This window comes from Litoribacterium kuwaitense, assembly GCF_011058155.1.
GTDB classification, from domain to species: domain Bacteria; phylum Bacillota; class Bacilli; order Bacillales; family DSM-28697; genus Litoribacterium; species Litoribacterium kuwaitense.
In genome coordinates, this window is the sequence record NZ_JAALFC010000015.1 from 41,234 (window position 1) to 56,306 (window position 15,073).

Consider the following 15,073-nt stretch of genomic DNA (forward strand, 5'->3'; position numbering starts at 1 on the left):
AGCGAGCGCTAAAAAATAGACACAGTCTTAGCTAGATTCTTTCTACTCTTCTACTTTTATTATTTTAAGTCTTGATTGAAAGCGTTATCAAAAAAGGTGCGAAGACTTAAATAGACCCTCAGTTCTTAGGAGGACAAGTGAGCCAAGCAACAACGAATGAAATCATTTATCGACAGAATGAACCGTTCCTTTGAGGAGAGAACGGTTATTATATTTCTTTTAGCACTTAACAGTCTTTTAATTTACGTATTCAACGATGTCATACTTGATAGGGGGTTGTGGATAAGTTAAAATGGCGTTATAATATACTGCTATGTGTTATCCACTGTGGATAAACGTAAGTAGACTTCATAGTGAAAGCATCAGGAGGTGAATCAATTGGAGATGGATACGATTGCTGCGATATCAACCCCTGCTGGTGAAGGGGCGATTGGTATCGTTAGGTTGAGTGGACCGCAAGCGATTCAGTTGACGGACACGATTTATCAAGGGAAAAAATCTTTGCGTGAGGTCGACAGCCACACGATTGTTTATGGCAAGATCGTAGATAATGATTCTAAAGATCATCTAGAAGAAGTCATGGTATCTGTCATGCGTGCGCCAAAAACGTTTACAAGAGAAGATGTAGTCGAAATCAATTGCCACGGAGGAGTCGTGTCTATCCAGCGGATTCTTCAACTGGTGCTTCGACAGGGAGCAAGACTTGCAGAACCCGGAGAGTTTACGAAACGTGCCTTTTTAAATGGTCGAATTGATTTGTCACAAGCTGAAGCGGTCATGGATCTTATTCGAGCAAAAACGGACCAGGCGATGACGAGTGCGGTGCATCAAGTTGAAGGTCGGCTCGGACGGCAGATTCAACAGCTTAGACAGACCATTTTGGAAGCTCTTGCTCAAGTAGAAGTGAATATCGACTATCCAGAGTATGACGATGTTGAAGAGATGACGCAGCAAACGCTTCGTCAGCATGCTGATCAAGTACAGGCAGCGATCGGAGAACTGCTTTCTACTGCAGCACAAGGAAAAATCCTTCGTGAAGGTTTAAAGACAGCGATTATTGGGCGCCCTAACGTCGGAAAGTCTTCTCTTCTCAACAGCCTTGCGCAAGACACACGTGCCATTGTAACAGATGTCCCAGGCACGACAAGAGATGTGATTGAAGAGTATGTAAACGTACGCGGCGTTCCACTAAAGCTGATTGATACAGCCGGCATTCGTGAGACCGAAGATTTAGTCGAAAAAATCGGTGTTGAACGGTCACGACAAATGCTAAAAGAGGCAGAATTGATTTTGTTAGTACTAAATAACAACGAGCCGCTCAGTCAGGAAGACGAGTTGCTTTTCGAAGCCGTTGCGGATCTTGAAGTGATCATTATTTTAAATAAAACAGACTTGCCTACGAAGACAGACCGTGAGAAAATCAACCTATTGGCCTCTGGACGGCCAGTCATCACAACGTCATTGTTGCAAGATGAAGGACTTGATGAGCTTGAAGCTGCAATTGCTGCTTTGTTTTTTGAACAAGGTGTAGAGCGTGCGGATTCTAGCTATGTATCGAATACGCGTCATATAGCACTTTTAGAGCAAGCGTTGCAGTCGATTCATAGTGCGATCGAAGGTATTGATACAGGCATGCCTGTAGATATCGTTCAAATCGATATGCAAAAGGCATGGGAGCTGCTCGGTGAGATTACAGGTGATACTGTTGGGGAAACCCTTATAGATCAGTTGTTTTCACAATTTTGTCTCGGAAAATAAACAGTTGGTGTTCTATTGTAGAGTGTTGACAAAGTCTAAAGTGACTTTGTCCGCACTTTTTTAAGAGAGAATACCGATTCTATTCGTCAGCCGGATTGACAAAGGCACTTCAAATGAAGGCGAGATGAACAAAACGTCGAGATTTGTCAACAGGCTGGATGTTAACATAAAAAATATAAAAGGAGGCATGTCCTATGGCTTATGAGGCCGGACATTATGATGTGATTGTCATCGGCGCGGGTCATGCAGGGGTTGAAGCTGGGTTGGCTGCAGCTCGAATGGGCGCAAAAACACTCATGCTGACGCTAAACCTCGACATGGTTGCATTTATGCCATGCAACCCTTCCATTGGCGGTCCTGCAAAAGGCATCGTCGTCCGTGAAATAGACGCCCTCGGCGGTGAAATGGCAAGAACTATAGACAAAACGTATATTCAAATGCGCATGCTAAATACACGTAAAGGTCCTGCTGTTCGTGCCTTGCGTGCACAAGCAGACAAATTTATGTATCAGCATGAAATGAAGAGGACGCTAGAAAATGAGCGAAATTTGACGTTGCGTCAAGGGCACGTAGAGAAGCTCATCATTGAAGACGACCAATGCAAAGGAGTCATCACGCAAGCAGGGGCAATATATACGGCCGCGACGACCGTCATTACAACTGGCACCTTTTTGCGTGGAGAAATCATCCTTGGCGAGCTTAAGTATTCAAGCGGTCCGAACAATCAACAACCCTCAATTCGTCTATCTGAGCATCTTGAAGAGCTTGGGTTCGAGCTCGTCCGCTTTAAAACAGGTACCCCTCCCCGAGTCAACGGTCATTCAATTGATTATTCAAAAACAGAAGAGCAACCGGGCGATGAAAACGATCGTGCTTTTTCATATGAAACGGTCGATTTTATTACAAATCAGATTCCTTGTTGGCTCACTTACACTTCAGAAAAAACACATCAAATCATTGACGAAAACTTACATCTTTCGCCAATGTATTCTGGTATGATTAAAGGGACTGGCCCAAGGTACTGTCCTTCAATCGAAGACAAAGTCGTCCGCTTTAATGATAAACCGCGTCATCAGATTTTCCTTGAGCCCGAAGGTAGAAACACAGAGGAAGTATATGTGCAAGGGCTATCGACGAGTCTGCCTGAGCACGTACAGCATGCCATGCTTCGATCCATTAGCGGCTTGGAAAATGTGGAAATGATGCGGCCAGGTTATGCAATTGAATACGATGCGCTTGTACCAACGCAGCTCTGGCCGACATTGGAGACGAAAAAAATCAGCCACTTGTTTACAGCTGGTCAAATCAATGGAACGTCTGGTTATGAAGAGGCTGCTGGACAAGGGATTATGGCAGGCATTAACGCTTGTCAAAAAGCGTTTGATCGAGAACCCGTCATTTTAGATCGTTCGCAAGCCTACATTGGCGTGCTAATTGACGACCTTGTCACAAAGGGTACGAATGAACCATACCGTCTTTTGACTTCACGAGCGGAATATCGTTTGTTGCTTCGCCACGACAATGCTGATTTGCGTTTAACAGAATTAGGTCACGACCTTGGGATGATTTCTGAAGAGCGTTACCGTACATTTACGGCCAAGCGCGAGGCGATTGAAAATGAAAAAAACCGCTTAGAAGGCATGATTCTTAAACCAAACGAAGAGCTGCAGGCAATGGTTAAGGAGCTTGGCGGTAGTCCATTGAAGGATGGTGTGCGCGCCTCGGACTTTTTAAAGCGGCCTGAAGTAAACTATAGTCACATTGCTCAAGTAGCCTCAAGTGACGCGCCACTTTCACCTGATGTTGTCGAGCAAGTCGAAATACAAGTAAAATACGAAGGCTATATCGAAAAATCGTTACAGCAAGTTGAAAAAATGAAAAAGATGGATGAGAAAAAAATTCCTGTTGATTTAGATTTCAAAGCCATTAATGGATTAGCTCATGAAGCTAGACAAAAGCTTGAGGAAGTCCGTCCGCTTTCTGTCGGACAGGCGTCGCGAATTTCAGGAGTGAATCCTTCCGATATATCGATTCTTCTTGTATATTTGGAGCAAGGGCGGATCCAGAAAGTATCAAACGAGTAGGAAAGGGACTTTGAATGAGTGAAAGAACAATAGATCAGCTGGTGGGAGAATTAGGTCTTTCCTTGACCTCTCATCAGCTCCAACAATTTCAAACGTATCAGTCTGTTCTTTTGGAATGGAATAAAAAGATGAATTTGACCTCCATAACAGAGGAGGAAGAGATTGCGGAAAAGCACTTTTATGATTCGCTTACACCGTCGAGATACATTGATTTTTCGTCCATCGACTCCCTTTGTGATGTGGGTTCTGGAGCGGGATTTCCAGGTGTGCCGTTAAAGATTTGCTATCCTGATCTCCAATTAACCATAGTTGACTCGTTACAAAAGCGGATTACGTTTTTAAATCATGTTTGCACAGAACTAGGCCTGCAAAATGTTGCACTTTTTCATGATCGAGCTGAAAACTTTGGCAAAAAAGCAGGATTTCGGGAAAGCTTTGATGTGGTCACTTCAAGAGCAGTCGCCCGCATGTCTGTTCTGTCTGAATTTTGTTTGCCACTTGTTAAAAAAGGTGGTTGTTTCGTTGCACTTAAAGGTGCTCGAGGTAACGAAGAGCTTGAAGAAAGTCAGGCAGCAATTTCGATGCTAGGGGGCGACGAGGCAGTTGTGCATGAATTGCTGCTGCCAGTAGAAAAGAGCACTCGAACGATCGTCACTGTGGCAAAGAAACGTGTGACACCTAAAAAATATCCCAGAAAAGCAGGGGTCCCTAGTCGCTCTCCGTTGGAGTAAACGTTTCACGTGAAACGTCGATGATAACAGAGGAACAGATTAGGGAGTCTTTACAGGGGGGTAGTGGAAGTGAAGCATCCGTTTTCCCGATTGTTTGGATTAGGAGATAAGGCATCTGATGACGTTGAGATGGAGGAACCATCACAGGAAGAGGTGAGGCAGCTTTCTGTTGAGAACATTGTGCCTAACCGCTTTCAGCCACGAACGGTTTTCGTGGATGAACGTATTGAAGAGCTTTCGCAAACGATCCATACACATGGAATTATCCAACCGATTGTCGTTCGGGAGTATGAACAAAACCAATACGAGATTATTGCTGGTGAACGTAGATTTCGTGCAGTTAAAAAACTCGGATGGTCTGAAATTCCTGCAATCATTAAAAACTTCGATGATAAACAGACGGCTTCGGTCGCTCTCATTGAAAATTTACAAAGAGAAGAGCTATCTTCGATTGAAGAAGCGAATGCGTATCAACGTCTCTTAGATTTGCATGACCTGACACAAGAGGCACTCGCCCAGCGACTTGGTAAAGGTCAATCGACAATTGCAAACAAGCTCCGGTTGCTAAAGCTGCCTGAACCAGTGCAAAACGCTATTCTTCACAAAAAGATTTCAGAGCGCCACGCGAGAGCCATGATTGCTTTGAAAGACGAAGAGTTGCAGCTTCAACTGCTTCAAGAAATTATTGAAAAACAGCTGAATGTTAAACAGACGGAGGAATGGATCCAAAAGCGTCAGGAAGGCGAGAAAAAGAAAGCTCCTAAACCGAGAAAAAAAGCATACAGCCGTGATATGCGTATTGCCATGAACACGATACGGGAATCCCTAGATATGGTGTCAAAAAACGGCTTAGACATTGATACGAATGAAGAGGAATTTGATGAATACTATCAGTTTGTAATCAAGATTCCCAAAAATGATGTAGGCCCATCCTTTCAGTCACTCTGAAAAAGGATGGGTTTTTTGATGTCAGCTTTTCATTTTTTTTGCTCGCGTTAAGAAAAAGTAAGTAGACAAGTAAAAAATAGCTCGATTTGTTCGGCATTTATAAACATCTCCTATTAGAACAAGGGGCGGTCATGGTAGAATAAAGATAGATTGAGGAACAGTACGATGGGGAATCGTAGATTCATAAAGAGGCCGATGCTCTATTTTGCAGTTAAATAAAGCTTTGTAGTTCGTGAAGGTAGGTGACCATACGCTTTGGCAAAAATTATGGCAGTCGCCAATCAAAAGGGCGGCGTTGGCAAGACGACAACGTCCGTAAATTTAAGCGCATCACTGGCTTATGCCGGAAAGAAAGTGCTTCTCGTTGATATTGATCCACAAGGAAATGCAACTAGTGGAGCAGGCGTGGAAAAGGCGGATGTTGATCAATGCATCTACGACGTTCTAGCAGATGATGTAGATACTCAAGAAGTGATACGCACCTCAAATGTAGATAACTTGGATGTCATTCCTGCGACGATTCAACTGGCAGGTGCAGAAATTGAGCTCGTTCCTACGATTTCTCGGGAAGTTCGTTTGAAGCGGGCGCTTGATCAAATACGGGATAACTATGATTACATCATTATTGATTGTCCGCCATCTTTAGGGCTTTTAACGATTAATGCGTTGACAGCTTCTGAGTCGGTCATCATCCCGGTACAATGTGAATACTACGCTTTAGAGGGTTTGAGCCAGCTATTGAATACAGTGCGCCTCGTCCAAAAGCACTTAAATAAAAACTTAATGATCGAAGGCGTCTTATTAACAATGCTTGATGCGCGAACCAATCTTGGCATTCAGGTTATTGAAGAAGTTAAAAAGTATTTTCAAGAAAAAGTTTATCAGACAGTGATTCCGAGAAACGTCCGACTTGGGGAAGCCCCGAGTCATGGGAAGCCCATCATCATTTATGATCCTAAATCTAGAGGGGCGGATGTATACTTAGACTTTGCGAAGGAAGTGATGGCGAATGGCTAAAGGTTTAGGTAAAGGCATTAACGCGTTTTTTCCCGAAGTGGAGGCAGGCGAGGAAGATACGGTTCACCAGTTGTCGCTGAAAAGCATTCGTCCAAACCCATATCAACCTCGAAAGCACTTTGATAAACAAGCCCTTCATGAGCTCGCTGAATCGATTAAGACGCATGGCGTACTACAGCCTGTTATTGTTCGACAAAGCATTAAAGGTTATGACCTTGTTGCTGGTGAGCGCAGATTCAGAGCATCTAGGGAAGCAGGGTTGCAGGAAATTCCGGCTGTCATAAAAACGATGACTGATCAGCAAATGATGGAGCTGGCGTTGCTTGAAAACCTGCAAAGAGAGGATTTATCCCCAATTGAAGAAGCGAGCGCATACCAAAAATTAATGGAAGAGCTCTCGCTGACTCAGGAGCAGCTAGCGGCCCGGCTGGGGAAAAGTCGTCCCCACATTGCCAATCATGTGCGACTTCTCACGCTGCCAGCCTATATCCAAGATCTTATTTCAAATAAAAAGTTGAGTATGGGGCATGGGCGTGCTTTGCTTGGTTTAAAAAATAAAAATCAGCTCAAATCTTTAATGAGTAAACTCGAAAAAGAACAGATGAGTGTTCGTCAGCTTGAGCAATGGATTCAAAAATTAAATCAGGCGCCAGAGCGTAACAAGAAAAAAGCACCAGAAAAAAACGTTTTTCTTCGTGAAAGAGAAGGTTATTTGCGAGAGCGCTTTGGTACGGCTGTGCATATTTCACAAAAAAGAAATAAGGGAAAAATTGAAATTGAATTTTACTCAGAAGATGACTTACAGCGAATTCTTGACATGCTTCATGAAAAAGAATAAGGATGGCTCACTGTTTTTAAGAGGTTATGATCAAGAAATCATAATGTCTGAAATGCAAGAGAGTGGCGAATGCTTAAAAAATGAGCTGGTACATCCGAATATGATTGAATCGATCGTTGTTTCCAATCCAAAATAGCCGGATGGTTTTTTACAAGAGCCTTCCGGTTTTGTTATGGGTTGAAAAAGACAAAAGGTGGTGAATTGGGAAGGATGAGTATATTTCGCTCGTCGTTTCCCTTGCTCAATGATTTATCTTGACTACGCAGCAACTTCTTTTCCGAAACCAAAAGCTGTGGTTGAGGCGGTTTCGCAAACCCTTTCTACAGCTTCAGCAAATCCTGGACGCGGAAGCTATCGTTTAGCGCGGCAAGCAGAGAGTATCATTCATGAAGCGAGAATGACGATCAAACAGTTTTTCCATCTGCCGCCTGAAGGTCAAGTGATTTTTTTTCCACACGCAACGGCTGCGTTGAATCAGGTAATTAAAGGTTTCCCATTTGAACTAGGGGATCACATTATCACAACGATGATGGAGCATAATGCCGTTCGTCGTCCTCTCGGGTATTTAGCAACGCGTGGTGAAGTGTCGGTGTCCACCATTTCCTGGCATGAAAAAACAGAAGATATCCTGCGTGAAGCGGAGGACGCTCTTCGACTTCATACTAAAATGTTAGTCATTACACATGGTTCAAACGTAACGGGAGATCTATGGCCACTCGAGGAGCTTAGCGATTTTGCGAAGGCACATGGATTATGTTTTGTTGTTGATGCTTCGCAAACGGCTGGTGCTGTACCAATCCATATGGAAGCCAACAGTATTGATTTTCTCGTTGCGCCAGGACATAAAGGGTTGCTGGGGCCTCAAGGGACAGGCGTTTTATTAGCGAAAAACAAGGACATTCCACTTGAGCCTCAGTGGCATGGTGGAACAGGCCATGCATCGTCTTTATTACAGCAGCCGGACGATTGGCCTGGGCGCTTTGAAAGCGGTACTTTAAATGTCGCTGGAATTGCAGGTGTTCATGCAGGAATTCAATGGATTGAAGAGCAGGGCTTGGAAACATTAATGGAGCAGGAGAGGAACCATACAGCCCATTGTGTTGCCGGATTACGTAGCCTCCCGCACGTAACGGTGTATGGACATCGTCAGAGCCAAAGCACGTTGCCAGTCGTATTGTTTTCGATCGACGGCGTCGATGCACAGGAAGCAGCAATCATTCTTGATCAATCCTATAATATTGCTGTTCGAGCTGGTTTACACTGTGCACCGGGTGCTCACGAATGGATGAACACACCTAAAGGTGGAGCCATTCGCGCAAGCTTCGGCTGGGCAACATGTACTTCTGATATTGAAGCGCTCATTGATGCCGTGGCTGCGATTGTTCAAGCGTATCATGGCGAATGACGGAGCGAATCACTCATCGACTTTTGAATGAATGTTGCAATCAGGTGGGCTTGCAACGTTCCGCATATTTAACGTTTGCAATTTCCGCCCTGGTGATCCTTTCGTAATGCCTCGGTCCCAAAGCACAATGCCTGAAGCGATACATCTGGAGAGCTGCATCACCGTGAAGAGACGGGTGTTTTGCAGGACAAAAAATTCCATGAACCCGCTCACGTTGACGATGCCGTTGATGTGAGCATGACCGACCTCAGGAAGCGTTTTTTGAACGCCTGCCCCCGGTCTTATTGGTCCGAGTCCAACCGATGCGTGCCCAACCGACGCTTGTCGACCAAGACAGGCATCTACCGCCACAATCCATGGATTGTCATGGGTGGTGTGAATCTGATCGAGGGATGATTCTAAGTTGACAGCGTGTACAGGTTTTTCAAGTGTGCCATAGACGTGAAGATGTCGTGGAGATTTTTCAACGAGTAGTGATCCCGTAATCGGGCCGAGTGAATCCCCAGTGGAGCGATCGGTGCCGATACATAACACCACTACATCTTTGTGTGCTTCTGCATTACATAAAGCTTTGAGCGCTGCTGCGATCTTTTGCGCACCGCGCTCTTCTTCATAATGGATGTAGGTCTGTTTTGGTGTTTTGTCAAAAAATTTCCTTCGTAGATTCATAGAAATTCCCCCTGCAAAATAATAGTAACAGTATACGGCTGAGATTAGGTTTCTATACGTTGGACAAGCCGTGAGTTCAATTTGCCAAGGAGGAACCCAGATGTGGCGGTCGGGCTTGAAGTGGATCTACTTGATTTTGGCACCATTATCGGAGCAGGATATGCATCAGGAAGAGAAATTTGGCAATTTTTTGGTGAGGGGAGTACGGCAGCAATTGCATTGTTTACGGTCATGTTTGGGATTTGCTGTGGCATTATTATGACAATCAGCCGTCAGCTAAAAACCGAGCATTATCTTCCGGTGTTAAAGGCACTCATGGGTACAAAGCTGGCGCGTATTTATGACGTCATTATCATTTTTTATTTGTTTATGACGACGTTTATCATGCTCGCAGGAGGCGGTGCAACGTTACAATCCTTTGATATCCCCTATGCCGTAGGCGTTGCTTTCATTTGCTTGGCGATCGTCATTGTGTTTATTTGGGGAACAGAAGGAATGCTTTCAGCCAATGGATTTATTTTGCCCCTGTTGGTGACAGGTCTCATTACCATTTTGCTTGTATTTTTAATGCAATCTGCCGAACCTATACAATTTGATGTAATGGAGCAACACAATTGGACATCAGGGCTTGTGTTTACAGCATTAAATTTATTGTCTTTAACGGCTGTCCTTTCTGCGGTTGGCCATCAGATTAAATCGAAAGGTGAAATTATTATAGCAAGTGCGGGAAGTGCAATAATTCTGGGAGGATTAACGCTCCTCTATAATACGTCCCTTTCAAAAGTCGCTCATGAACTCGTTTTTTATGAGATCCCCTTGTTTGCGATTCTAAAGGAATATCCCTTCGTTATGATCATTATGATGACCTGTCTACTGTGGCTGGCCATTTATACGACATCAATTGCAGGAATGTTTGGGTTAATTACTCGGTTAAAAGAATATATCCACTTGCCGATGTGGAAGATGGCTCTGTTGCTTAGCATCTTGATGATCCCTTTCACCGTCTTCGGCTTCGGTCCGTTAATTGACGTGCTTTATCCTTTATATGGCCTCATTAACCTCTATTTGTTTTCTGCACTACTGTTGTACCCAATTACCCGTAAAATGACATGATCAATCGTCATTCGTTTTCTGAAAAAGAATCTCCATGTTGCTTTCAATTTAAAGCATCTGTCAGAAAGTCCTAAGTAGCGAAGGTTTTGATAAAGCACCGGTTCATGACAGGACAGTGTAAATGCATTTTGTATGTCATAAGCAATCGTCAATGATCAGACCTTGCCTCATCCCCCTCATTTGCCATATGATACGAGTATAGAATATGGCTTAATTTTGGGAAAGGAAGGAGCAGCTCATGGAAACAAAAATGTTTGATATCAATGACATTGTGGAAATGAAGAAGCCTCATCCTTGCGGGGAAAATCGATGGCAGATTATTCGCATGGGCATGGACATTAGGGTAAAGTGTGTCGGTTGTGGACAAAGTGTCATGTTTCCGCGAAAGGAATTTTCAAAAAAGCTCAAAAAAGTGCTAGAAAAGCGCGGTGCTACGGAAGAATAACCTTCCAGGCACAAGCGCTTTTTTGTCGTGGAGGCTATTCTCTCAACGGGCAAGCCTTTTCCGATGGACATGCATTCTGCTATACTTGGAAAAGATGCGCTTTTTTAGCGTTGTACCGTAAAGAGGAGTGAGTGTCATGGCTTTAACGACAGGGATTGTTGGTCTGCCCAACGTTGGTAAATCGACCCTTTTTAATGCAATTACACAGGCAGGGGCTGAATCAGCCAATTACCCGTTTTGTACAATAGATCCAAACGTCGGTATCGTGGAGGTGCCTGACCACCGCTTGGCGAAGTTAACCGAGTTGGTCAAGCCTAAAAAGACTGTTCCGACGGCTTTTGAATTTACCGATATTGCTGGGATTGTAAAAGGTGCGAGTAAAGGGGAAGGGTTAGGAAACCAATTTCTTTCTCATATTCGCCAAGTCGACGCGATTTCGCACGTTGTCCGTTGTTTTGAGGACGATAACATCACCCACGTTTCTGGAACAGTGGATCCGATCAGTGATATTGAAACCATTAATCTCGAATTGATTTTGGCAGATATGGAAACGGTGGAAAAACGATTGACACGTGTTGCGAAGCTGGTCAAGCAAAAGGACAAGGACGCTGTCATTGAGCACGACGTTCTCGTCAAATTAAAAGAGGCTTTCGAAAATGATAGGCCTGCACGTTCCGTCGAGTTTTCTAAAGAAGAGGCGCCTTTGGTTAAAGGGCTTCATTTGCTGACGAATAAGCCTGTTCTTTATGTAGCAAACGTGAGCGAAGAAGAAGTCGCAGATGCATCCAGCAATGAGCTCGTTCAACGAGTTCGCTCTTTTGCCGCCCAAGAAAATGCCGAGGTCATCGTCGTTTGTGCCAAGGTTGAATCGGAAATTGCTGAATTAGAAGGCGAAGAAAAAGCGATGTTCTTAGAAGAGCTAGGAATTGAAGAATCTGGGCTCGATCAGCTCATTCGTGCTGCTTACGATTTGCTCGGTTTAGGGACGTATTTTACTGCTGGGGAACAAGAAGTGCGTGCATGGACATTTCGCCAAGGGATTAAAGCACCGCAAGCGGCCGGCATTATTCATACAGACTTTGAGCGTGGCTTTATTCGGGCGGAGACGGTTTCCTATGATGACCTCGTTGCTGCCGGATCAATGGCAGTAGCCCGGGAGCGAGGCCAAGTCCGTCTTGAAGGCAAAGATTATATCGTCCAAGATGGTGACGTCATTCATTTCCGATTCAATGTTTAAACGTCTTGTAAACAGCCAATGACTTTGCTATAATTATAAGCTGTGAGTAATGAATGTTGCTCCTTGCTCCTGTCATTTTAACAGGAGCCGCTTAGTCCAAAGGGAGGTGAATTTTATATGCGCAATTACGAAATTATGTACATCCTTCGTCCGGATCTAGACGAGGATACGCAAAAGAATACGAACACGTATTTTGAAGAGGTTTTGACGAACAACGGTGCCACGTTAAATGAAACGAAGGTATGGGGAAAACGCCGCCTTGCGTTCGAAATCGATGATTACCGTGAAGGTGTTTACATGATCCTAAAGGTCAATGCTGACACTGAAGCTGTCAACGAATTTGACCGTCTCGCAAAAATTAACGAAAACATTCTTCGTCACATCGCTATACGTGAAGAAGAATAAAAACAAGGAGTGGTCTGAATGTTGAACCGCGTCGTGCTTGTCGGCCGATTGACACGGGATCCGGAGCTCAGATACACACCTAGCGGTCAGGCTGTTGCTAATTTCACGCTAGCGGTCGATCGGCCATTTACCAACCAGCAAGGAAACCGCGAGGCGGATTTCTTAAACTGCGTGGTATGGCGCCGTCAAGCTGAAAATGTAGCGAATTTCCTTAAAAAAGGAAGCCTTGCCGGAGTGGATGGAAGAATTCAGTCAAGAAGCTATGAAAATCAGGAAGGTCGTCGCGTATACGTCACTGAAGTGGTCGCTGAAAGCGTTCAGTTCCTTGAGCCGAAAAGCTCACGTACCGGTGGTGAAAGTGGTGGCGGTTATGGTCAAAGCGATCCTTATTATGCTTCTCAAGGTGGCAACCAAGGTGGGGGCTACGACGGAGGCGGATACGGACGTCAAAATGATCGTAACGCACCAGCAGCCGATCCTTTTGCTGATGAAGGACAGCCTATTGACATTTCAGACGATGATTTACCATTCTAATTTAAAATAGGAAGGTGGGGACATCATGGCAAGACGTGGACGCGCAAAGCGCAGAAAGGTATGTTATTTCACATCGAATGGCATTAAGCATATCGACTACAAAGAAGTCGATCTATTGAAGCGATTCGTATCAGAACGTGGAAAAATCTTGCCTCGCCGTGTCACAGGTACATCTGCAAAGTACCAACGTAAATTGACAAGAGCGATTAAACGAGCTCGTCAAATGGCACTATTGCCATATGTGAGCGAATAACATATGAAGTAATATTAGAGTGTAGACAACATTTTTGTCTGCACTTTATTTATTGAGATCGCAGGTCACTTGGAAAATATGCGGTGGTTATGGCTTAGAAATATATGTGAGCCGTCAATGGATGACCTTCAAAGCGTAATAGATATGAAGGAAAACGCTTCTTGTAACATTCAAGCACATTTTTTGTTTAACGAAAGCGCGAATGAGCAAAAAAAGGTAGACCTCAGTCGTGACTTGATTTCCTAAATCGATAAAAGGTATAAAAACCCAATTCTTCATAAAATGAACGCGATAAATTCAATTTTTGTTTTCATATCTATATGTTGTACATAGCGGAAGAAATGCTGTTCCTCACCTAGGACAAAAACAGACTTTTCTCTTCAATGTGGGGATGTCAAATGTTCACAATGACGGCATGCAAACATCCAATATTTGAAATGAACTGAGCGCACGACCGAGCAGTTTTAGCAAAAATGAAGAAGTATTGTATGATCAATGCTATAAGAATAAAAGCTAAGATAAAGCACAAAATTTGGTCATTCGGCAAACAGGCTAAAACACAGCTGAGGAAGCTGTGTTTTTTCGTTAGGAACCATTTAAGAGTACGAATGGTTGAAACGCAGGTCATTTGCTCATAAAATATAATCATAAATCTCTCTGTTGAAAATGTTTAGAGGTGACAAATTGAATGCATCGAATCAGTTGTTTGGGATAAAACAAGTACTATTCTTTTTGATATTATTAGCGGGAGCTATGCTCTTCCCCACATTTTTCTTTATCATCGCCCTCATCATGCCACTACCTTTTGCATTGTATACCGCTCGGTACGGTGTGAGGGCTGGGGTTGTCTTAGGCGTCATTATGCTGCTCGTAAGCACCATACTTTCGGGACTTGGACCGCTTATTGTCTTACCGGCAGCTCTAGCGGGAGTAGGAATTGCTTATTTCGTTTCGAAAAAAAAATCGCCCTTTGCGATCTGGAGCTATAGCTCGCTCGTCTATTTAGCCACCTTCCTTGGCGGGCTCGTCATGCTCTATACGGTCTTTCAGTTTGATATGGATGCTTTTTATGAAGAAAGCCTGCAAGAAGCGTTAGCGATGTCACAGACGGTGTTTCAATCGTTTGGTGAGGATTATATCGAGGAGCAGGCAGCCGTGATACGCTCAAGTATGGCACAGCTGCGCGCTTTAATGCCGACGTTTTTAGTTGGTCTAAGCGTCCTCGCAGGTTTAATCACAACTTGGATCACCTTACGAGCGATGAAAAAAGGCGGCGACCTCATCCCAGAACCGTGGAAGCCTTTTAGGCAATGGCAAGTGCCTAAAAGTTACGCCATTTTTTATTTGCTTTTGTCTATTGTTATGATGTTTACTAGCGCGGAAAGTGCTATGGCGGTTGTGTTTTTGAATGTTTTCTCAGTGTTGCTCATATTGATGACGGTACAGGGCTTCACTTTTATTTTCTACTTCTGTCATCATAAGAAGTACGCAACGATTGTCCCCGTGCTCGTAACAATCGTATCTCTCGTCATCCCGTTTATTGCGCTATTCCTTGTTCGCTTCCTCGGGGTGTTTGATTTGGTTTTTCAATTGCGCAGCCGAATGGAAGCAGGCAAGTAATGATGAAGGGAGGGAC

15 protein-coding genes are annotated in these 15,073 nt (G+C 44.0%); 14 read left to right on the forward strand and 1 reads right to left on the reverse strand.

Annotation, left to right across the window (positions count from 1 at the left end; translation table 11 throughout):
- The first annotated feature begins 384 nt into the window (after positions 1-384).
- The 7 genes from mnmE (at position 385) to G4V62_RS09650 (ending at position 8,781) form a co-directional block, all read left to right on the forward strand.
- Positions 385-1,758, forward strand: a complete 1,374-nt coding sequence (mnmE, locus tag G4V62_RS09620) for a tRNA uridine-5-carboxymethylaminomethyl(34) synthesis GTPase MnmE (protein WP_281358047.1) — start codon at positions 385-387, stop codon at positions 1,756-1,758.
- A gap of 194 nt (positions 1,759-1,952) precedes the next feature.
- Positions 1,953-3,842, forward strand: a complete 1,890-nt coding sequence (gene mnmG, locus G4V62_RS09625; protein WP_165201618.1) for a tRNA uridine-5-carboxymethylaminomethyl(34) synthesis enzyme MnmG — start codon at positions 1,953-1,955, stop codon at positions 3,840-3,842.
- A gap of 14 nt (positions 3,843-3,856) precedes the next feature.
- A complete protein-coding gene (gene rsmG, locus G4V62_RS09630; RefSeq protein ID WP_165201620.1) occupies positions 3,857-4,573 on the forward strand; it encodes a 16S rRNA (guanine(527)-N(7))-methyltransferase RsmG in 717 nt (238 codons plus the stop codon).
- Between the two features lie 69 nt (positions 4,574-4,642).
- Positions 4,643-5,521 (forward strand): nucleoid occlusion protein, encoded by an 879-nt coding sequence (noc, locus tag G4V62_RS09635; protein WP_165201622.1) that lies wholly within the window; start codon positions 4,643-4,645, stop codon positions 5,519-5,521.
- A 255-nt stretch (positions 5,522-5,776) separates the two neighbouring features.
- Positions 5,777-6,538 carry a ParA family protein gene (locus G4V62_RS09640; RefSeq protein ID WP_165201624.1) on the forward strand — a complete coding sequence of 254 codons (762 nt, stop codon included), beginning with the start codon at positions 5,777-5,779 and terminating at the stop codon, positions 6,536-6,538.
- A complete protein-coding gene (locus tag G4V62_RS09645) occupies positions 6,531-7,376 on the forward strand; it encodes a ParB/RepB/Spo0J family partition protein (RefSeq protein ID WP_165201626.1) in 846 nt (281 codons plus the stop codon). The genes G4V62_RS09640 and G4V62_RS09645 overlap by 8 nt, the downstream gene beginning before the upstream one ends.
- Positions 7,377-7,620: 244 nt before the next feature.
- Positions 7,621-8,781, forward strand: coding sequence for an aminotransferase class V-fold PLP-dependent enzyme (locus G4V62_RS09650; protein WP_165201628.1), 1,161 nt, complete (start codon positions 7,621-7,623; stop codon positions 8,779-8,781).
- 9 nt (positions 8,782-8,790) lie between these two features.
- On the opposite strand, the gene yyaC is transcribed toward G4V62_RS09650, so the two are convergent.
- Complete coding sequence (yyaC, locus tag G4V62_RS09655; protein ID WP_165201630.1) at positions 8,791-9,450, reverse strand: spore protease YyaC; 660 nt, start codon at positions 9,448-9,450, stop codon at positions 8,791-8,793.
- 102 nt (positions 9,451-9,552) lie between these two features.
- Here yyaC and G4V62_RS09660 point away from each other — a divergent pair, with 102 nt between their 5' ends.
- The 7 genes from G4V62_RS09660 (at position 9,553) to G4V62_RS09690 (ending at position 15,057) form a co-directional block, all read left to right on the forward strand.
- Complete coding sequence (locus G4V62_RS09660; protein ID WP_312855475.1) at positions 9,553-10,563, forward strand: YkvI family membrane protein; 1,011 nt, start codon at positions 9,553-9,555, stop codon at positions 10,561-10,563.
- Positions 10,564-10,801: 238 nt separating this feature from the next.
- Entirely contained in the window at positions 10,802-11,008 is a 207-nt protein-coding gene (locus G4V62_RS09665) for a DUF951 domain-containing protein (RefSeq protein ID WP_165201632.1), read from the forward strand.
- Positions 11,009-11,144: 136 nt separating this feature from the next.
- On the forward strand, positions 11,145-12,245 hold the full coding sequence (gene ychF / locus G4V62_RS09670) for a redox-regulated ATPase YchF (RefSeq protein ID WP_165201634.1): 1,101 nt from the start codon (positions 11,145-11,147) through the stop codon (positions 12,243-12,245).
- Positions 12,246-12,362: 117 nt separating this feature from the next.
- Positions 12,363-12,650, forward strand: a complete 288-nt coding sequence (gene rpsF, locus G4V62_RS09675; RefSeq protein ID WP_165201636.1) for a 30S ribosomal protein S6 — start codon at positions 12,363-12,365, stop codon at positions 12,648-12,650.
- An 18-nt stretch (positions 12,651-12,668) separates the two neighbouring features.
- Entirely contained in the window at positions 12,669-13,184 is a 516-nt protein-coding gene (gene ssb / locus G4V62_RS09680; RefSeq protein WP_165201638.1) for a single-stranded DNA-binding protein, read from the forward strand.
- A gap of 22 nt (positions 13,185-13,206) precedes the next feature.
- On the forward strand, positions 13,207-13,437 hold the full coding sequence (gene rpsR / locus G4V62_RS09685; RefSeq protein ID WP_165201674.1) for a 30S ribosomal protein S18: 231 nt from the start codon (positions 13,207-13,209) through the stop codon (positions 13,435-13,437).
- A gap of 684 nt (positions 13,438-14,121) precedes the next feature.
- Positions 14,122-15,057: a YybS family protein gene (locus G4V62_RS09690; RefSeq protein WP_165201640.1), complete on the forward strand. Its 936-nt coding sequence runs from the start codon at positions 14,122-14,124 to the stop codon at positions 15,055-15,057.
- The last annotated feature ends 16 nt before the right edge of the window (positions 15,058-15,073 follow it).